Consider the following 18,893-nt stretch of genomic DNA (forward strand, 5'->3'; position numbering starts at 1 on the left):
GACCTGCACACCCGCCCCGCCATCGCGCGGGGCTTTTCCTTGGAGCGGACAATGACCTTCACCAAATGGCTGCAGTCACGGCTGACAGCGCACCAGTTCCCCTGTGGCCCCATCGACGGCATCGTCGGCGATCTCACCACCGCCGCGCTGCGGGCGTTTCAGGCGGCAAAGGGTCTGAGTGTCACCGGCACCGCCACGCCCGAGACCGTGACCTTCCTGCGGATGAGCGCCACCGATTTCGCGGCCCCGATGCCGGAGCGCGAACATATCGACCCGGCGGCCGTCTGGCCGCGCCAGAGCGATGTGCCGGAGCATTTCGGCGCGGTTGGTGAAAACCAGACCACGATCGAGGTGCCCTTCGACATGGTTTTGGCCTGGGACACCTCGCACCCACTGCGCCGCATGACTCTGCACCGGCAGGTGGCCGGCAGTGCGCTCGCCGTCCTGAACCGGGTGGCGGAGATCTATTCGGAGCGCGAGATCAGGGATCTGGGCCTGCACCTGTTCGGCGGATCGCTGAACGTCCGGCGCATGCGCGGCGGCAGCAGCTATTCCATGCACAGCTGGGGCATCGCGATCGACTTTGATCCGCAGCGCAACCAGCTGAGCTGGAACCGGCCCCGGGCGCGGCTGTCGCAGGAGGATGCCGAACCGTTCTGGACCGCCTGGGAGAACGAAGGCTGGGTGAGCCTTGGCCGGTCGCGCAATTTCGACTGGATGCACGTGCAGGCGGCGCGCCTGTGATCCGCTTCCCCCTGATCCCCATCACCGACCGGCGCCTTGCGCTGGCCCTCTCCGCGGCTGCGGCCGCCTCCACGCGGCGTGGCCGCTGAAAGGAACTGACCCATGAACAACCAAGTGAAATCGTTTCTCGCCTCCAGGACGATCTGGGGCGCCGCGATCGCGGTGGCCCCGCAGGTGCTGAGCCTGCTGGGCCTCACCGTCACCGCGGACGACGCGGCGGAGACCGCACGGCTGATCGAGGCGATCGTCACCGCCGCTGGGGGGCTGCTGGCGATCTACGGCCGCGTGACAGCCACCAAGGGAATCGGGCTGTGAAACGCCTAGCCCTGTGTCTCTGCGCATCCGGCGCGTTTCGTGTTTCCACTCTATCGCAAAGCTATTGATGTTCGGGCGGGGGCTGAGCTTCCCAGGAAGTAATATGCGGCGGAGTCAGTCAATATCATAAGTTTCTGTTAACAGGAACTTTGTCAAAAAGCCAAGGGGCTGAAGCGGTATTGGGATTGAGCAAATTGAGCGCAAAGATCCCTTCCTTGGGAAGCCATTTCCTTATGAGAATGAAGGGGCAGAGACGCGGCGCTCAAGAGCGTTGAAGAGCTAAACGTAGGCTTGAAAGCTCCTCTGGTGACACAATTCTGGTCAAGCCCCTGTAAGGGCCGGGGATTCGGGCAGGGTTCCCGACAGTCGGCGTGATCTTGCGTCGCCAGCCAGAGGGCTCCACCGGTCGCAGTGAGAACAGTGATCCAGCCAGCAAATGTCGTGTCACTGATCTGGTCCCAATACCCCGGTTTCCGCAAGGGCCAGCACCGCAGGGCGGGCCTGCGCTTTGACGCTGTGCCGTCTTGACGTCCCTACGCGATTAATATTGGCATGTGTCGAGGTTCTTATTTCCGACCGTACGGCGACAGCGGTAATAAATCCTGACCTTTCAATAGCTTCTTTCTCACTTTCGGCTGCAACAGCCTTGATGTCCAAGAGGCGGTCGTCAAGACTGTCGAGCGAAATAACCAAGTACATTGAAGACATGGCAGTTCCCGATTTCTGCAGTTGGCTTTGGGTCTTCCAGTTGGAAGCGTTGGCCAAGATCCAGTTCTTCGAGCCTATGGCCGACTCGCGGGAGGCCCTGGCCGACCCAACATAACACACTGCCTCTCAGAGCGTGCAGGTGCGTGCGGTTGCGCACCAAACTCGCTCGTGCTGATTTCGTTATGCTGTCGTTTCCGAGAAGTCGTGAGGGCATGATCTCGTGACCTTGGTGGTCATGCCGAGTGGAGTGGAGGATCTCCTCCTTGTCGATCCGGGTCAGCGCCTTGCTCACCACGCACCGGGCGGAGGTCTGCCAGTTGATGGCACAAACCGATTCCACATTGTCGTCGCCATGAGACGCCAGCGAGGTGGGCAATGCGTCCATCGTCACCATAGACCATGCCGTCTGGTTCCGATGTGACCGGGGGCGGAGTGCTTTCGGAGGCCCGAGACCAGGAAACCGGTCACAGGCCAGATGACCGGGATGAGATTCACTCAGGCAAAGCGGCGGTCAGTGCGACGTCAGGCGGAACACCGGGGGAGAGCGATGAAGGTACGAAAACGTACCCGGAGTTGTTGCACAACCGACAAAATAGTAACTTTGCAGGTGATGTTCGCGGTGCATATTCAAACTGGCGAGCTCTATATGGCACGAGAATGTATTCTACGGCAACTTTTCTACGGTTACCATTCCTATGGTGCTGCGAACATCACTTCGATTGCCGATGCAAGTGCGACTTCTCATCTTGATCCCACCGGCTTCCGACGCTGGCCATTGGGTACGGTTCCGTACACAATCTGAAAATGGACTCCGAGAAATGTAACCGATTGTGCTACGATGCCCCATTGGTTGCCATTCAATCAGGGCGGCGCTGACTAAGAGACGCCGTACACCGAGCTCTTGCCCCAAGGCCAAGGGTTCGCCGTGATCAAGGAACATTCTTCCCCGTATGGGCAAAGCAATCTGATCTTAACACTGTCCTCCATTGATCGAAACCTGATCGAACCACATCTGAAACCCGTGGCTCTCGATAAGGGAACCGTTCTGGAAGACGCCAACACACCGATCAAGACTGTGTATTTCCTCACGTCAGGGATCGGCTCGACCGTCGCATCCACCAAGAAGGGCCGTTCGGTCGAAGTCGGCCTCTTCGGCTACGAAGGAATGTCGGGAACGGCAATCGTGACGCAAGGCGAGTACTCCTCCCTCTCGTCGTTCATGCAAATAGGTGGAAAGGGGTTGACTATCGAGGCTGACAGACTTCTTGAACTGATGCAGCTGAGCCCGACCTTGCAGCGCCATTTGCTACGATATGTTCAGGTCCTGATGACCCAAACCTCCCAGACAGCGCTGTCGAACGGCCAGTCGGGATTGGAAGAACGGCTCGCCCGGTGGCTTCTGATGTGTCACGACCGGATAAGCGGTAACGTGATCAAGCTGACTCACGAATTCCTGGCGATCATGCTGGGTGTGCGACGCGCGGGGGTAACCGTCGGTACGCATGTTCTCGAGGGCCAGGGACTGATCCGAGCCGAGCGCGGCAAGATCGTCATTCTCGACCGCGATGGACTGGTGAGAAGAGCGAAGGAGACGTACGGAGTTCCCGAAGCCGAATATGCACGCCTGATCGGCTTTGATCAACCGGGCCCGTAGAGCAAGAGGTAACTCTCAAGCATCATCAATGGTGAATTTCAGCTTCACCAAACCCTCCAGGATCATCTCCAGCGGCAGGCCGGAAGTGCGGCTTATTTCAAGTGGATCAAGGCCGAGATCAAGGAACATCACCAGGATAGACTGAAGCATTTCTTCGCTAATCAGCGTTGATCGTGCCTTGCGAGGCGCTTCTCGCCGACGTCGCATGATTCCTTGATTCGCGGCGAAAGAATTCTGGCATTGAAGTTTGATCATATTGAAAGTACCGCCCTTCATAAAAAGCAACGATAAATCGTGCGGTTCAGCTGACCATTTGCGTGCTGATCATAAATGAAACCAAGCCCTTACATCTGCGGGCCATCGGCCCTGTCGGGGCTCAAGCTTGCGATGTCTTGCTGAAACTTCCTTGACAGTTCCTGAGCATGATCACGGTATTGAGTCACAGCTCTTACCAAATATCCCCACTGCACCCCAACCACCTCCGCGGAATGTCGGCAAGACGTCAACGAATTCCAGGCATCAAGGTTTGCGCGCCGCCGAGTGTGCATAAACAAGTTCATGGTTTCTGCCATATCGATGGTCCGGCTTATCAGGATGCTCTTAGTTTGCATCCAGCAATCCATGTCGAGATTGTTGACCAGAGCGTCATCTGGTGTCTCTGGGATAACCCGCGACCGAGCGTTCGCCTTTCTGGCGATTTGTGATTGAGTACTGGGCATATGACCGCTTCCCGTTTGAAGTGGCGTTTCTGACTGTCAATGCGGCAGTGTCGATTCGCACAGGAATATAGCACACCGCTTTTTAGCGAGCGCAGGTGGGTACGATTGCGCACCAAACACGACCTTGCGTCCTCATTCCGGTGTCGACGGTCCCTGATAAGTCCGCCCGTGGTGCAACCGCCATCGGCGCCGAACACCAAAGCCGTCGGCGAACGCCTCGCGCTTGGGCGCACATCGAAGGTCGCACCCTGGCTTGCGCAGCAATGCGTGCCGTTGCCCGACAGTCTGGACGGGGACAGTTGAAATGCTGGGGATCCGCGGTTTTTCGCTTGACTGCTCGGCCCTTCCCCAGCTGCCATTCGGCTTGCTGATCGTCCCAGCAGCGAGAGTGCGTTTGACTCTTGAAGCAAGAACACAGCCTCTATGCAACGCATAGGCTACCGCGGTAGCGGACTTTGGTCATGAACGGCCGGTGGTGCCGGTTGCAGGCTTGGGCTTTGCAGCTTCAGCGACACCCCGAAATCCGCCCATCGTGACTGTGGCACCTGTCAGGCGGAGTGTCCCGACGAATGTCTTGTAAGGGCTGGGTGCGGTCTCATGCGCGAGCGCCAACAGGTGGATCTGATGTTCCAGCGCAACGACCACCACGCTGCACTGCCGCAAGGCAGCTGTGAGCCCCCTTTACCGATTTTCTGTAATGCAGCTAATGTCCGCAACCACGTGAAGGCCAAAAGCCTTCGACAATTTCTTAGATTAGATATCTGGACCGCAAACAGTGTGCGGACCTTCGTCACCATGTATCATTGCTGAGGAGAAGCAGCTATGTCCGACAATCTATGCCACATATCTAACTTTCAAGAACGCGACATCGACCTCCTCCTCGCGGAAGAGCTACGAATGAATAATGCCTTCGCAACCTGGTTCACGAACCAAGTTGCGCCTGACGTCCAGGTTGAGGTTCCTGCCTTTCGAACCCGCGTCTCTGTAGTCGAGGACGGATCTGAAGCTGACGTGATCGCTTGTTTCCACCGTGAAGATGGCGGCATCCACAGAGTCTTTATCGAGGACAAGATTACGGCCTCAATGATGCCCGAACAACTTGAGCGTTACCAACGGAGAGCCACCGCCGAGTATGCCCGAAGCGAAAACCAGAGCTTCTCCGTGGTGCTTTTCGCCCCTGAGAGTTACCGTGCATTGCTGCCTGATGGCGTCGCTCATGTGACGTTTGGGGAGGCCGCAACAGCACTGGATCAGTCAACCGACGACCCCCGGGCAGCATACAAAGCATCCTTCTTGCGCGCTGCACGTCCATACTATTCGCCAGCGTCGAGAGATCTGCACGTTGCTGAAGTCGAGCCGTATGTAGTTGAATGGTGGGATGCCGTTTACGAAATGCTCGACCGCGAGTTTCCCAGCTTCTTTTTGCCACCAAGAACCAGGTATCCGCGAAGTGTCTACTTCGCACCGCGCACGAGCGGAATGGCCGAGTATATCCGAGTTGATTTCAAGGGGCATGCGGGAGAGGTCGACCTCGCCATCAAGAACGTAGGGTATTCGGAACTTGCAGAAGCACTCGCAGGGCTCGACCTGCCTGGGCGGCTGGTCGAAAATGGCAAATCGTCCGCGATCCGGGTCGACGGACTTTCAAAATTCGTAATTTCAGACGGATTTGCCGTAATTGAAACCGATGTTAGGGCCGCCTATGCAGCGACTGTAACCCTTCTTGAATTTTGGAAGGCCAATAGAGGCCAGTTCGACAGCCTTGTGCGATAAGTAGTGTCTTTACTCATCCACGCCAAAGACCAACGTTTGTTGAACGGTTAGAATTTTTGGGAGGTTGTGTCTGTTTCTGGGAAGCAGCCATTGATGCCATCAAGGGCAAGGCCCGCTAGGTCCGCTGACCGACGTTCTGGCCTACAAAATGCTACACGATCCACGAATGTCTCCTTCGACGGGCCGCACCGCAGCATTATTGGGTGATGGCCAACGGCAGCTCTGGGCCGGCCGCGACAGACCGGCCCCTGGCGCTTAGATCTCTACCGACTCTGCGATCGCGAGCGCATCCTCCAGTTCGACGCCGAGGTAGCGCACGGTGCTGTCCATCTTCGTATGGCCAAGCAATAGCTGCACTGCTCTAAGATTGCCGGTCTTCCGATAAATCTCCGCAACCTTGGTGCGACGCATGGAATGGGTGCCGTAGGCGCTCGGCTCGAGACCGATGGAGGCCACCCAGTCCCGGACGAGGCGAGCATACTGCCGCGTCGAAATGTGCAGCCGTTCGTGGAACCGTCCCGGCCAGAGATGCTCCGACCCAATCATGAGCGGGGATTCGAGCCAAGCTTCGATTGCTTTCCGAGTCCCTTCGGTAATCTCGAAGCTCACGGGCCTGCTTGTCTTGCTCTGGACAATCGCAGCGCGGTGCCTGACCTGCCCCGCGGCGTAGACGTCGGCGACCTTGAGCCGCACCAGGTCGCAGCCACGCAACTTGCTATCGATGGCGAGATTGAAGAGCGCCAGTTCTCGGGTCCGATGGGCGATCTCCAATCGGACCCGGATCGCCCAGACATGCTTCGGTTGCAGCGGACGTTTCTGGCCGACGATGCGCCCTTTGTTCCAAGCGGGACGGCAGGCACGGATTGCTGGTAGGTTGGCGGTAGGCATAGCGGTTCCTCCAATCCACCGGTCCCGCCACGTCTTCGGCGTTTCGCCGACGGCCAACTTTACAATTGATCTGCGGCGAAAGTCGGCTTCGAGCCCTAATTACCTGATGCTGCGGTGCGCATGACTGTCCGCTTTTCACATCCTGCATAGCTAAATAGCTTGCAAAAATTGCCGACTAGAGCTACTCATGCCGCACTTTCATGGAGATTTTATGTCCCGATAATGTGGGGAGGCAAAGCGTCCTCCCGGTGCAAATTTAAACCAAGCTAACGCCTCGCTTTATTGTCGGCGGCGAATGGTTTTTTGCAATCTAGTTAATCTACACATTTTGGCGTGGACTTGGCCTGCGCCCAGAACATGAAAGTTCACAACAATGACACGGGACTATTCCCAATTTTTGCCACCTTCGGGTTCCGGAAAGCTTCCAACACGCGAGCGTTCGTCATTGGAAAAACTTGGTTGGAAGCCTTTCTTTAGCCAACAAACCAGCATTGACACCGCTGTTGACACGCAGCCCGTTCGAGTGGTTGAAGTCCACAGAACAGGCCTGCATGCACTGGGTGAAGGTTTTGATGACGTTATTCCCCCGCGGCCTGACGCGACAGTCGGTGACTGGTTGCTCTATGATCAGCAACACCCATCCAACAGCAAGGTTTTGGAACGTAGCAGCGTTTTTGAGCGCCGTGCGCCCGGATCAGACCGCAAGAGGCAACTGATTGCTGCTAACGTGGATACGGTTTTTATCGTGTCTTCGTGCAACAAGGATTTTAATATCGCGCGGCTTGAGCGCTATGTTGCCTTGGCATTCGAGGCTGAAGTAACGCCTGTAATCTTGCTCACGAAGGCTGATCTCTGTGATGATCCTAATCTCTACGCCGACGAAGCAAGCGCGATCTCAAACCGTGTTCTGGTGGAAGTGCTTAATGCCTTGGGTGAGGAGCCAATTGCCAAGCTCGCTCCATGGTGCAAGCCTAGACAAACGGTTGCGTTTCTAGGGTCGTCAGGTGTTGGAAAATCCACATTGGTCAATGCTCTATTTATGGACGGTGTCGCTGATACGGCTGCCATTCGCGAAGAAGACAGCAAAGGTCGCCACACGACGACACGGCGACAATTGCACTTCACATCCGATGGCTGCGCGGTGTTGGACACCCCTGGAATGCGAGAGCTTCAGCTAACAGATGTCGAGGCGGGGATTGCCGACGTGTTTGCAGACATGGTCGCTTTAGCGGGCCAATGCCGTTTCGCCGATTGCAAACACGACACCGAACCCGGTTGTGCCATTCAAAGCGCATTGGAGCGCGGGGACATCGATTCCGTCAGACTTGCACGATGGACCAAGTTGACTGCGGAAGAGCGTTTCAACTCTTCCTCACTGGCCGAACGCAAATCCGCTGAAAAGTCCTTTCAAAAAATGATCAACACGGTTCAACAAAAAACCAGAAAGCGAAAAAAATGATCCGTAAATACAAAACTGAAGACGCCGATGCCCTGATTGCAATCTGGGATAACGCAGAAGCACTTGCTCATCCTTTCCTGTCGGATGACGTCAGAAACCAAGTGCGCAAAGACATACGTAACATGTATCTCCCGAATGCCGAAACATGGGTGCTGGAAGATGACGGGACCCCTGTCGGTTTCATTGCAATGATCGACAAAGAAATCGGCGGACTGTTTCTTGACCCTTCTCAACAAGGCAAGGGCATGGGCCGCCAGATGGTCGATCATGTCGTGTCGTTGAAAGGACCACTCACAGTGGAAGTGTTCAAGGACAACAAAATCGGTCTGCCGTTCTATAAAAGGTATGGATTTGAGGTAACCGGTGAGGGCACATTTGACGTCACCGGCGATGAAACATTCAAGATGGCTATGCCAGCCTCATAACAACCATGTGGAAGGCACCCTAAGTCGGTGCCTTCCAAACTCGGCCTATGCCTTTAGGAGACATTGGGATGGCTTGGGCGAGCGGCAGCAAGGTCCGCTCTGTTGCCGGTCGGGTGTTCTCGAATGAAGCAGCTGCAGCGAACGGCGGCTTCTGCTTTCGGCAGTGCAGCACGAAAAGTCGCCTTATAGCGTCAAAGGGCTGAGTTTGCAAAGGGCGCTATCTGCGCATTTCTGACGGTCGAACAACCTACAGCATCTTCGAGCGCCTCAAGCACCGTGCGAAGGAGAATAGGAGCGCTTCCTGGTCCATGAGCGCCAACCCAATCGGAAGCCGGATGTTACCGGCATCCTGCTGCGCCAGGGCGGAGGCAACTGCGAGGTTCAGAATCAGAAAAGATTTCAGTATCAGTGCTCTTAACATGACATTTGCCCCTCTTGCCCAACTTGCGGACGCAGGAGGCTGCAACCTATCAGGAAGAATGCTGACCGACCATGGACTGGGCCGCGCTTGCCAAGGAATTGATCACGCTGATCGTCGTCATTGACCCGGTCGGGTCTATCCCTGTATTTCTGTTTGCCGTTCAAGGGGTGCCTCGAACGCTGCACCGACGCTTCGCACTTCGCGCTGTCGTTATCGCAGCGCTTGTTCTGCTCGCGTTCCTTGTTGGAGGGCAGTTGCTTCTTGAAACGCTTGGCCTTCGCTTCGGCTCATTTCAGATCGCTGGCGGTGTTATTCTGTTCCTGTTCGCCATGACCATGGTTTTCGGTGAATCCAAACCCGCACGCGAGATCGAAGAAGCTGAGCGCGATCACCTCGCCGGGGCAGTGTTCCCGCTTGCGATGCCGTCCATCGCCTCACCCGGTGCGATGCTGGCCATTGTGATCCTGACGGACAATCACACCGAGTCGATTTCCGAACAGGCCGTCACCGCGGGCCTTCTGATGATCGTTCTGCTTATGACATTAGTCCTCTTGCTCGTGGCCAGCGCCGTCCACAAAGTGATCGGCAACACCGGTGCCAGTGTCATCAGCCGGGTCATGGGGATCATTCTGGCAACAATCGCTGTGGATTCTATACTTGGTGGCTTGGATGCACTCGGTGTTATGGATATTGCTCCGCCGCCGGTTGAAAGCCCCCTGACGCCATTGGAAACAGAGTGAATGCGGTCATTCGAAGTTGATCCGCCGAGCGGCAGGTTCGTCAGCACTGCAGCCCGTCGGCCGTGCTTTGGTAATGCGCCTGCGGCGAACGTCAGCTTCTGCTTTCGGCAGTGCAGCACGAAAAGTCGCCTGATCGCGTCAAAGGGCTGAGTTTGCAAAGGGCGCCTTCTGCGCTTGCCCGACTGTTAGGCGACCGCTTCCCTCGGGCCCGCCCCGGCGCTACATCTGCGCCATGCACTACCTCCACCTCATTTGAAGTTGCGGCCATTCGGCTGAGATCCCCTGGCGTTCGCCGTCTGGAGTCGTCCGCGCTGAGATTCAACCTCGGGCGCGTTGCTCGGTCTGCTGCGTTCCCGGGGCCGTCGACATGCGGCTTATCTGGTCGCCGGACCGCGCTGCACACACGCGCCTAGCGCAGGGTGACGGTATCGCCGTCTATCATCGTGGCCACGTTCTGGCAGACCGGCAGCAGGTCGAAATTCGTGGTGATCTCGCTGACATCTTCAGCGATGCCGCCGATGACCGGTCCCAGCGTAGCCAGTGTCTGATCGAGCACTGTGCCGGTGTCCGCAACGGTCTGATCGATCAGCGCGCCGAGCGGCGTTTTGGTGGATGCCAGTGCCGGGATATTGGACACGGCGTGCAGATCCGCATTCAGCAGCACCCGGAGGCCATCTCCCGGAGCGCAGGCCGGAGAGCCGGTGAGCACCGCATCCGGTGTCACTGAGATATCGCCAAGCCCATGCAAGACTGAGACGAGGTTGGAAACGACGAGGCTTGCCTTCAGCTTGACCTCGCCCTCGAACTTGATTGGGCAATCAGAGAAGATCGCCGCGTTTTCGACTACGAAACCTTCGCTCAGGCGCACTACTTCGTTGTCATCGCAGTCCACCCGGAAACTGCCGTTGCTCAGCACCGAGATGTTGTTCAGGTCTCTCGCATGAATATTCCGAGTTGCGGTGTTAACAGCCCGCTGCACTTCGCCGCGACTGATTCCCCGGCCGCCGAAGACGTTGAACTCCGTCGGGGTGACGGCCATGGTCAGAAGTTCGTCGATCAGGCCTGTGACATGTTTATGGTCCCAAACCGGCATGTCCCCATAAGTGGCGTCGGCCCTTGCCTTCAGGCAGATCCCGATAAAGGCGTTGGTCGACGACAGGTCGACGCGCGCCTGCAGTGACAGCAGCGGGTCGGTGCAGGCGGGGCCGGAGCGGGTCTTGATCAGGGCTGTGGCGCGGCCACGGATGTTCCAGGGGTCGTAATTGAACACCTTGAGGAACAACAGCGGTTCTGGATTGCCCTGCATGCTGTTGCGGTCAAGCGTCACCCGGACCGAATTGGCGGGATAGCTGTTGGGTGAAAATTCCCGGCTGGCTTCGTCGAGATAGCCCATTTCAAAGCTGCCCGGATGCCAGGCGTCTTCAAGCTTCGCGACTTGCAAACCAGTCATAGCGGTGCGTCTGGCAACGTCGAGCGGAGTCTCGCCAAGCCGGGGCTCCGAGGCGCGGATGGCCGCGCTGAGCGCCGCTGTCTCGGCGTTGGTCTGCAAGATTTCGCGGACGCGCCAGGCGTTGGCAGTGTCAATTGCCGCGCCGCCCACAAGAAGCGAAACAGTAAGCACAAAGAGGCAAGTCAGGGTGGCATAGCCGTCCTCGTGCCGCGCAAGGCCGACGAAGGAGAAGGTCTGCATTAGACAGGCTCCCGCAGCATGGACACTTTGGCCGACAGGGAGCCGGGCATGTAGCGGGACAGGAACGGCGTCATCGCCGCCTCTCCAACCGGCAGAGAAACTTTGACGAAGACGTCGTCGCGCGTGAGATCGATGCCGATCTCGTAAGGCTTGTCGGTAAAGAACATCGCGTTGCGTAGGTACATCTCGCCCTCATCGGCGGAGATGGTATGACGCGATAGTGCCCGGGCGGTTTCGCGGGAGGCGTTCCACATGCTCGCATTCAAGGTCAGAGAATAGGAAAAGTCGATGATGAGCATTATTGCCGTGACGATGAGCGGGGTCCAGATGACAAACTCGATGGTCGAGCTTCCGTCTTCGTCCAGCGCAAAATCCTGACCGAGATTTTTTAAATTATTATTGAAACGTTTCAATTTATTCTCCTGTGGTTGACCCAAGGTCACAGGCAATTTTCTCTTTTATTAAGGCAAAAATTTGACGACGCTCCCGATTAAGTTGCCAAAACTGCAAATTAAAAAATTTCAAGCTATTAAAGCGGAGAATTGTTCAAAAGTAGTATGGAAAATATCAACGGCGAGCATGAGTTTTGCGTGACCAGTGCCTTACTGGAGTGGCGGCCTTCGCAAAAGCGGCAATATTTCTAATCTTGAGAATCTTCGCCAGTAACTCCAGATCTCTGCGAGTGCGATTGAGGAAGGAAAAGGCATTTCGGCAGCGGTCGTGGCGCCGTGCCACACGTCACCTGTCCTTCAGCCTACCAAAACATGATCTCGATCCAATTACGGCACTTGTATCGTCGGTTGTTGTATTTGACGGTTGTCGTTCGCTGCCTTCCACTCGGGATACAGGCCTTTATCCCTTTGCCGTTCCAGCGCTTCCAAAAATCGTAGAACGTTTTGTGAAGGCCGCATTTTCCCGGCGCATCACGTTACCGTAAGCTACTGTGATTGATGAATATAATCCCGCTAAGCGCACGCCTGTCTAACCGCATGACGTGCCGTGGAGTTTGGGGAGGAAGGGTCAAAGTCGCGCCATGTGCACGTCGGTCCACTTAAAAAGATCAGATATGTTTACTGGCCGTTTTAAGCGTGGTGAATCACGCAGCACGACAGAAATTGATGGGGATTGATCCTGGAATTTTGACAGCGAAAACACTGGGATTTCAACAATGAGTAATGGTCAATGATTTTGGAGTTAATCCGAAGTCTTGGGGGTCAGAGTATTGATCGCGACCATGATCAATATGGACGCAGTCCCGAGTACGGCGTGCAACGGCACTGCCCACGCAAAGTGCAGATCGAATTTGACGATCACACCGGCCGTCAGAAGCAGTCCGGCAACGAATCCGATAAATAAAAGCGCCAGGCATTTGCTCGGAGGGCTGAGCTCAAGCTCGTATCGCGTGCTTATCGGCTGTCCGGTATTCTCGAACGAGCCATATTCAACGGATTGGTAGGCCATGACGAAAACTTTCCTGCTAAGGGCAACTCCGCGTCACAGCTTTATGAAGGTAAAACTCAGTTCCACCTTCTTCCGGCATGCAACGAAACCGAGCAGCCCTGAAGCCCAGCACAACCCAAGATAGCTCCTTTTTTGTCAACCAATCTAGAAGCAGTTTGTGTTAGGGTTGACCGGAATTGTGTCAGCAGGGGTGTTTTTAAGTCTACGTTTAGCTCTGGAACGGCATTGTTGCGCAACTCAGACCTGAGGACTGACAGCCCCATTCCCCTTTCCCTTAAGCCTCAGGCCACGCAAACGATCTCGGCCGTTCCAGGGGCGGAGAAGCCGTTGATCAGAGTCACGCGGATCTGGGCCGCCAGCGCCCTCTGCCGTCGGCACAAGGTGGTATCGTCTGGCTCGGACCAAGTCCCTGGCCTGCCATCTTCAAGATGCTGGCAACCACGCCCGTCGTTTATCGCAAAGGTAGTATGAACAGGGCCTAGATCGCAGGCAGTGCTGGATCGCTCCGTCGGCGAACACAGCGGGCCGCCCGGGGCTACCGTCGTGCGGCGCGAGCCAGGCCATATCCTTGTCCAACTAGATCAGCTGAGACTCGCGCTTGCGCACCGCCGCAGTGTAGCTGAACCAGTTTGGTGTGCGATAGCGGGCGGGTGATGGCTAGCTCATGCTGCCCGTCTAAACGCGTAGATTCACGCTGTGAATCCTCTCCCGCTAGGGCTGTGCAACAACGCCCGTTGAGAGACTCGATGTATGCCTGCTTGCGGGATGTACCGGCTGCCTGCCTGCCTGCCCGAAGCTTTGTCTGCATAATTCGCGGGCAGAGGATATGCGGTTAATCTGGCCGCCGGAAGCCAATGCGCTGGACAGGGCGCGGGTGGATTAGACGCGGCAGGTCCGGGCTCTCTGGGGATAACTCTGTGTATTATATTCCCAGATACCCGCAAATGTTCACGATTTTGCCCTTGTGATATTAGCGGGCTTGTTCCGCTAATGCCGCATAAAATTTGGGGGTGTCCGCATTTCGTGTTGGCCTGCCGTTTTAAGCGGACGATTTTGCGTTCATCGGAGTAGGTCAGCCGCTTCTTCGACCAAGTCCCGCGCGTAGCGGGCCCTGGCCGACAAGCAACGGCCGCGGCGCACGACGAGCCAAAGTTCGTGCCAACGGCGCTTCGGGAGCTGGAAGACGGAGAGGCTCGCTTTGTCGGCGAAAGCTTCCACGCCGCTTCGGGGCAGGAGTGTGTAGCCGATCCCCTTGGCCACTGGGGCAGGGATTTGACCTATCTGGTTGACTGAACCGCGCACGCTTAGCCGGTCGGCGCCAAGATAGTCGTCCGGGAAATTCAGCCGCAGCAAGTCATCGGCATAGCTGTAGCCATCGGGGTGCGAGATGAAACCACGAGCCTCGAGATCGGCGAAAGACATAGGCGTGTCGGCTGCGTCTGCTGGCAGGACAAGACACAGCTCTTCGCGTCCTAGGTTTTTGGCCTCCAGCCGCGCGTGGTCGGGGTCCGCCCCCAGCACGCCCAGGTCGAAACGTCCTTCCAGCAGCCCTGCCAGGATCTCGGCCTGCGGCGCCGCCTCGAGGTGAACACTCAGTTCGGGCGCAGCGCGCATCCAAGGCAGCAGGGTCGGGTAGAGTAGCATCGCGAAGCTGCCAGAGCATGCGATGTGAACCGGTCCCGCGTTCCGGTCGTCTGCCTCGATGGCGTCGCGCAGACGTTTCTCCTCGGCGCGGCGCGACAGACCAAGCTCAAAGACTACTTCACCCGCTGGGGTCAGGCTAAAGCTCTTGCCGTGTTGACTGATCAGCCCGTGTCCGACCTGCTGCTCGAGTTTCCTGAGATGCTGGCTCACGCCCGGTTGGGTCATGTTCAGACGCTCTGCGGCTTGGGTGAAGTGCTCGGTTTCGCAAAGAGTGGTGAAAGTCTCGAGCCAAGTGGCGTTGAGCATCGAATGATAACACTTCGTTTGGATTTCTATATCGATTGATATTTTCACAAAACGGTACGCGCAGTCCATATCGGCGTCAACGCAACGCAACTTGAATGGAGATATGAGATGACCCAGACACCACGCACTTTTTCCCACATCGGCCTGTCCGTTCCGGACCTCGATGCTGCCGTGAAATTCTACTCCGAAGTGCTCGGGTTCTACGTCGTGATGAAACCCTCTGAGGCCGTCGAGGACGATAGCGCTATCGGTATCATGTGCACGGACGTGTTCGGCCCCGGGTGGGGCTCGCTAAGGATCGCGCACCTGTCGACCGCCGACGGTATCGGCATCGAGATCTTCGAGTTTCCAGGCAACTACGCGCCCGAGGACAAGCTCGAGCACAAGCGCCAAGGCACCTTCCACTTCGCGGTGCAGGACCCGGACGTCGAAGGTCTCGCCCAACGCATCGTCGAGGCCGGCGGGCGGCAGCGGATGCCGGTGCGCGAATACTTCCCAGGGACCAAGCCCTACCGGATGGTCTACGTCGAAGACCCGTTCGGCATTGTCTTCGAGCTCTACAGCCACAGCTACGAGCTCACCTATTCCGCTGGCGCCTACCAATAGCTGGCCGCGCCGGCTCCGTGTGACACGGGGCCGACACAACCCGACATCGCATTCAACTGGGTCGGGCGGAAACTACGATGAACTGAAAATGTCCGCAGGCGACACCCCAGCCAGTCGCTCCTCCAGCCAGCGGATGTAGCTGTTGAGGTTCTTGGTGGCCGATCTGCAAAAGGGCTTGATTAACTTTTTGTAGCGGGCATGGAGCTAGTACACGTTGTGGATGTGATAGCAACCAGAGGCCACGCGCGTGCCAGCCTTGCTGCCGACTACGAAGTGTTCGATGCCTCTCGCCGCTGCGGGATTTTTGTAGCCGTTTGCTCCGTCCGAGCAGAACACGGTATCGCTCGGCACCAGTGGCTTCATGGCCCGCTCCAGCGAGACGCCTGTGCGGTTCGGCAGGCGGCGGAAGAGGTGCACGCCCCCGCGGTCTGCGACGGTGAAAATGGGAAACTGCCATTTCTAGAGGCATCGCATCAACTTCAGCCCCTGCGTGGTGAAATCTTAACATCTGGGACGGGGCGGCGGTGCGACCGTCTCCGGATCTGCGGAGTGCCGGATGCTCTCGCGAGATCCCTTGCGCGACTCCCGTTGGTAGGTCTCATCCGCCTCCACAACTCCCGAGAAGCTCATGGCGGAGCCACTTTCGATAATGGAGAACACCAGCATCCGCCAGCACCAGACCGTGTATTTGTTGACCCCGAGCCGCCGAGCGAGTCTGCGCACTGACTGCGGTGCGGAGGTGCCCAAAATGTCCCGCATCGCGACCATGAACAGGTCTGGACGACGGATACGACCGATGGCGCTGCCGGTTCGGCCGGAATAGGTCTTCTGACAGCCGGTGCAGCGGTAGCGCTGGACGTTGGTTCGCGTGCGCCCCACTTCTGGCGGCGCTCATCACCGCAGAAAGGGCACTTGTGATCTTGGCTTGTCCGCGCTTCGATCTCCGAGATCGCTTCCGTCTTTCGTTGGAGATCCCGGATCTACATCTGGGCGTCTTCGATTTGGACCGGGTTTAGGTCATCGAGGGCATCGAGAAAACGGCGAAAGTCGTGGTGTAACAAGGGCATCCTCCGCGGAAAAAGCGGAGTGATATAGGCCTTTCTACGAAGCAACGAAGCGCACCACAACGCTTTGCGGACACCCCCTAAAATTCTAATTTATAGGATAAATTTGTGGTGCGGGTGATGGAAACTGCACCTGTAACTGAAGCTTGGGAAGTCTCTGTGTCGGCGAGCAGTCGGTGACCAGGTGCAGATGGTCTGGTTCGTATGCCCGTGCACCTATGCCATATAGTAGTTGGCAGATATCGGCTACGCATTAAATACGCTGATTATGCCCCAAGATACTGCAATAATTAAGCAATCCGGTGCAGGCCACCCGCACCATTTCAGATTTCTTTCTTGCCCACAGCGCATGGTGACACACGGCCACCCGCGTCTGGTCTGGGAGGACAACGCCGGTCCGCACAAGATCTGACTGGCTGCGCCGGGCGCGCAAACCTTCAAGTTCCTGCAGGGATCTCGGCGTGCACCCAACCCGGAGGGCGCCGACAGGATCGCCTCGAGGCGCGCATTTGCCTGAGAAGGACCACGTGAAAACCGCCGCGTTTCAGCGGCGGTTTCAAGAAGCATCTCACGCGCTCTGTATGAAGGGATATCCTGATAATGAGGCGCTGTAGACTGGCTTCTGTAAGGCTTTTCATAGCACAAAAATGGCTGAGTCGCAGCAATAAAATAGGGCCGCCCGGACGGCGCGGTGATCACCGGCGGGCAGGCAGACCAGGACCCCGGCGTGTCTGGACCTGCGCGGCGGCACGGCGGCGTCCCGCGCACCCGGCCTCGGCCCGGCGCACGCACGGTCGGCGGACCTCGAAACCCTGCCGTCAATTCCGCCGTGAAAGACGACCCGTCCTGCCACAGGCTGCAAACTGGATTCTCCCGGACAGGTGCGGTAAGGCAGCCGCTGAAACGCGGCAGTTTTCGGCCGTGGCGGTCAACAGGAGCGGTGAGCTGTGAACAAGGGTCTGCAGGATGATGCGGCGCGGCTTGGGCCGGATGCGCGTGTGACATGCGTCTCTCGGATCGAAACGCAGGACCTCGCCCGGTATCTGGCCAGTCAGCTCAGGGTGGGTGACGTGGTCTTGCTGGACGGTGCGTTGGCGGCGGGAAAGACGACATTTGTCACCCAGATCTGCCGCGCGCTCGATTGCGAAGAGCAGCCATCCAGCCCGACCTATGCGATCTCGAATGTCTACACCTGTCCGCAGTTCGAGATATTCCACATTGACGCCTACCGGCTTGACGGACCACGGGCGTTTCAGAACCTCGGTCTGGACGAGTTCTTCCCCGAATCGCTGGCCCTGATCGAATGGGGCGAACGGGTGGCCGCGGTATTTCCCGACAGCCTGCATGTCAGGATCGGTTTTCTGGACGGGGCGCCCGACGCGCGGCACTTTGATTTTGCCGCCAGCGGCGGGCGCTGGCAGTCGCTGCTGGCGGATCTGGCCCGGTACGGTCGGGAACAGGCCACCGATGCGGGGTCGGCGTCGTGAAACTGATCGTCCAGACGTCGTCTGCCAGCTTCGGTCTCGGCCTCATGTCCGACGCCGGAGTCCTGCACCATGAAATCCACGGCACCGACCGCAGCGCACGCTCCAGAGACCTGGGCGCCCTGTTCCGCGACCTGACCCGATCGGCCGGATGTGCGCTGTCCGAGATTGACGCCGTCTGGGTGGATCTGGGGCCCGGCGGCCTGTCGTCGACCCGCGCCGGAGTGAGTTTTGCAAATGCGCTGGCCTTTGCGGCACCGGCACGACTTTGGGGGGTGTCGGCACTGGAACTGCTGATGCTGCATGCGCGCGAGCTCACGCAGCGCCCGGTGTGCAGCATGCGCCCGGCGCAGGGGGGGCTGGCGTTCTGGGCGCTGTACGAAGGGAGGCGCATGGTTGCCTCCGGCTGCGAGCGCCCCGAGCTCGTCTTGCCCCGCATCACGGCGGACCACGGCGCGGTGGCTCTCGCAGGTCCGCTGCCGCGGCTCAGACTGGCACCCGAGACCTTGAACGGGGTGGAGCCGCTGGAGATCGACCCGCCGGCGCTTAGGCATTTCGCACAGGCCACGCGCCGTGTCCCGGTGCGGGTCGGTGCCACGGAAATCCTTGAACCGATCACCGGTCCCGAAGCCCTTGCGGCCGGCTGAAACCTGCACCGCACCTGTGCCCTGTGGCCTTTTGAGTTGCGTGGATGGGGGCAGGCCAGTACAGCCGCCGCAGGGTTTGTGACATCGGGACAGGTGCGGTTCCTGCTGCCCCTTGCGAGGGCAGGCCGCGCTTTCGTTCCGGTCG

At 57.9% G+C, this 18,893-nt stretch carries 18 protein-coding genes; 10 read left to right on the forward strand and 8 right to left on the reverse strand.

The genetic code is table 11. The features are described 5' to 3' along the window. Window positions 1-744, forward strand: a 744-nt coding sequence (locus FOY53_RS16220) for a peptidoglycan-binding protein (protein WP_222435273.1), incomplete at its 5' end; no start/stop codon positions are given. A 102-nt stretch (window positions 745-846) separates the two neighbouring features. After that, entirely contained in the window at window positions 847-1,059 is a 213-nt protein-coding gene (locus tag FOY53_RS16225; protein ID WP_146590773.1) for a hypothetical protein, read from the forward strand. 444 nt (window positions 1,060-1,503) lie between these two features. Here FOY53_RS16225 and FOY53_RS16230 read toward each other — a convergent pair whose 3' ends face one another. Next, window positions 1,504-1,824 carry a hypothetical protein gene (locus FOY53_RS16230; protein WP_146590776.1) on the reverse strand — a complete coding sequence of 107 codons (321 nt, stop codon included), beginning with the start codon at window positions 1,822-1,824 and terminating at the stop codon, window positions 1,504-1,506. An 868-nt stretch (window positions 1,825-2,692) separates the two neighbouring features. Here FOY53_RS16230 and FOY53_RS16235 point away from each other — a divergent pair. Next, complete coding sequence (locus FOY53_RS16235; RefSeq protein ID WP_246107436.1) at window positions 2,693-3,421, forward strand: Crp/Fnr family transcriptional regulator; 729 nt, start codon at window positions 2,693-2,695, stop codon at window positions 3,419-3,421. Window positions 3,422-3,436: 15 nt separating this feature from the next. Here the strand turns inward: FOY53_RS16235 and FOY53_RS16240 are convergent, their stop codons facing one another. After that, window positions 3,437-3,697, reverse strand: coding sequence for a hypothetical protein (locus FOY53_RS16240; RefSeq protein WP_222435274.1), 261 nt, complete (start codon window positions 3,695-3,697; stop codon window positions 3,437-3,439). A 1,265-nt stretch (window positions 3,698-4,962) separates the two neighbouring features. On the opposite strand from FOY53_RS16240, the gene FOY53_RS16245 reads away from it, so the two are divergent. Next, window positions 4,963-5,913: a hypothetical protein gene (locus FOY53_RS16245; protein WP_146590780.1), complete on the forward strand. Its 951-nt coding sequence runs from the start codon at window positions 4,963-4,965 to the stop codon at window positions 5,911-5,913. Window positions 5,914-6,168: 255 nt separating this feature from the next. Here the strand turns inward: FOY53_RS16245 and FOY53_RS16250 are convergent, their stop codons facing one another. Beyond that, the gene (locus FOY53_RS16250) at window positions 6,169-6,801 is read right to left on the reverse strand and encodes a tyrosine-type recombinase/integrase (protein WP_146590782.1); all 633 of its coding nucleotides are present in this window, start codon (window positions 6,799-6,801) and stop codon (window positions 6,169-6,171) included. Between the two features lie 373 nt (window positions 6,802-7,174). On the opposite strand from FOY53_RS16250, the gene rsgA reads away from it, so the two are divergent. The 3 genes from rsgA to FOY53_RS16265 all read left to right on the forward strand — a co-directional run bounded on the left by rsgA (window position 7,175) and on the right by FOY53_RS16265 (window position 9,846). After that, window positions 7,175-8,260 (forward strand): ribosome small subunit-dependent GTPase A, encoded by a 1,086-nt coding sequence (rsgA, locus tag FOY53_RS16255; protein WP_146590784.1) that lies wholly within the window; start codon window positions 7,175-7,177, stop codon window positions 8,258-8,260. Beyond that, the gene (locus FOY53_RS16260) at window positions 8,257-8,685 is read left to right on the forward strand and encodes a GNAT family N-acetyltransferase (protein WP_146590786.1); all 429 of its coding nucleotides are present in this window, start codon (window positions 8,257-8,259) and stop codon (window positions 8,683-8,685) included. The genes rsgA and FOY53_RS16260 overlap by 4 nt, the downstream gene beginning before the upstream one ends. Before the next feature lie 492 nt (window positions 8,686-9,177). Beyond that, window positions 9,178-9,846, forward strand: a complete 669-nt coding sequence (locus tag FOY53_RS16265; RefSeq protein ID WP_146590788.1) for a MarC family protein — start codon at window positions 9,178-9,180, stop codon at window positions 9,844-9,846. A gap of 409 nt (window positions 9,847-10,255) precedes the next feature. Here FOY53_RS16265 and FOY53_RS16270 read toward each other — a convergent pair whose 3' ends face one another. From FOY53_RS16270 to FOY53_RS16290, 4 genes are all read right to left on the reverse strand, one after another. After that, window positions 10,256-11,536 (reverse strand): Tad domain-containing protein, encoded by a 1,281-nt coding sequence (locus FOY53_RS16270; RefSeq protein ID WP_439332547.1) that lies wholly within the window; start codon window positions 11,534-11,536, stop codon window positions 10,256-10,258. Further along, window positions 11,536-11,949 (reverse strand): TadE/TadG family type IV pilus assembly protein, encoded by a 414-nt coding sequence (locus tag FOY53_RS16275; RefSeq protein WP_186766635.1) that lies wholly within the window; start codon window positions 11,947-11,949, stop codon window positions 11,536-11,538. The genes FOY53_RS16270 and FOY53_RS16275 overlap by 1 nt, the downstream gene beginning before the upstream one ends. A 781-nt stretch (window positions 11,950-12,730) precedes the next feature. Beyond that, on the reverse strand, window positions 12,731-12,997 hold the full coding sequence (locus FOY53_RS16285; protein WP_146590795.1) for a hypothetical protein: 267 nt from the start codon (window positions 12,995-12,997) through the stop codon (window positions 12,731-12,733). 1,059 nt (window positions 12,998-14,056) lie between these two features. Continuing rightward, window positions 14,057-14,947, reverse strand: a complete 891-nt coding sequence (locus tag FOY53_RS16290) for a LysR family transcriptional regulator (RefSeq protein ID WP_146590797.1) — start codon at window positions 14,945-14,947, stop codon at window positions 14,057-14,059. A 108-nt stretch (window positions 14,948-15,055) separates the two neighbouring features. Between FOY53_RS16290 and FOY53_RS16295 the strand changes: the two genes are divergently transcribed. Continuing rightward, entirely contained in the window at window positions 15,056-15,553 is a 498-nt protein-coding gene (locus FOY53_RS16295) for a lactoylglutathione lyase family protein (protein ID WP_146590799.1), read from the forward strand. Window positions 15,554-15,757: 204 nt separating this feature from the next. Here the strand turns inward: FOY53_RS16295 and FOY53_RS23165 are convergent, their stop codons facing one another. Then, window positions 15,758-15,916: a hypothetical protein gene (locus tag FOY53_RS23165; protein ID WP_186766636.1), complete on the reverse strand. Its 159-nt coding sequence runs from the start codon at window positions 15,914-15,916 to the stop codon at window positions 15,758-15,760. 1,648 nt (window positions 15,917-17,564) lie between these two features. Between FOY53_RS23165 and tsaE the strand changes: the two genes are divergently transcribed. Together tsaE and tsaB are read left to right on the forward strand one after the other, a co-directional pair. Further along, window positions 17,565-18,104, forward strand: a complete 540-nt coding sequence (gene tsaE / locus FOY53_RS16300; RefSeq protein WP_146590801.1) for a tRNA (adenosine(37)-N6)-threonylcarbamoyltransferase complex ATPase subunit type 1 TsaE — start codon at window positions 17,565-17,567, stop codon at window positions 18,102-18,104. After that, a complete protein-coding gene (gene tsaB / locus FOY53_RS16305; RefSeq protein WP_146590804.1) occupies window positions 18,101-18,748 on the forward strand; it encodes a tRNA (adenosine(37)-N6)-threonylcarbamoyltransferase complex dimerization subunit type 1 TsaB in 648 nt (215 codons plus the stop codon). The genes tsaE and tsaB overlap by 4 nt, the downstream gene beginning before the upstream one ends. Window positions 18,749-18,893 lie beyond the last annotated feature (145 nt).

Source organism: Puniceibacterium confluentis (genome assembly GCF_007923445.1).
GTDB classification, from domain to species: domain Bacteria; phylum Pseudomonadota; class Alphaproteobacteria; order Rhodobacterales; family Rhodobacteraceae; genus Puniceibacterium; species Puniceibacterium confluentis.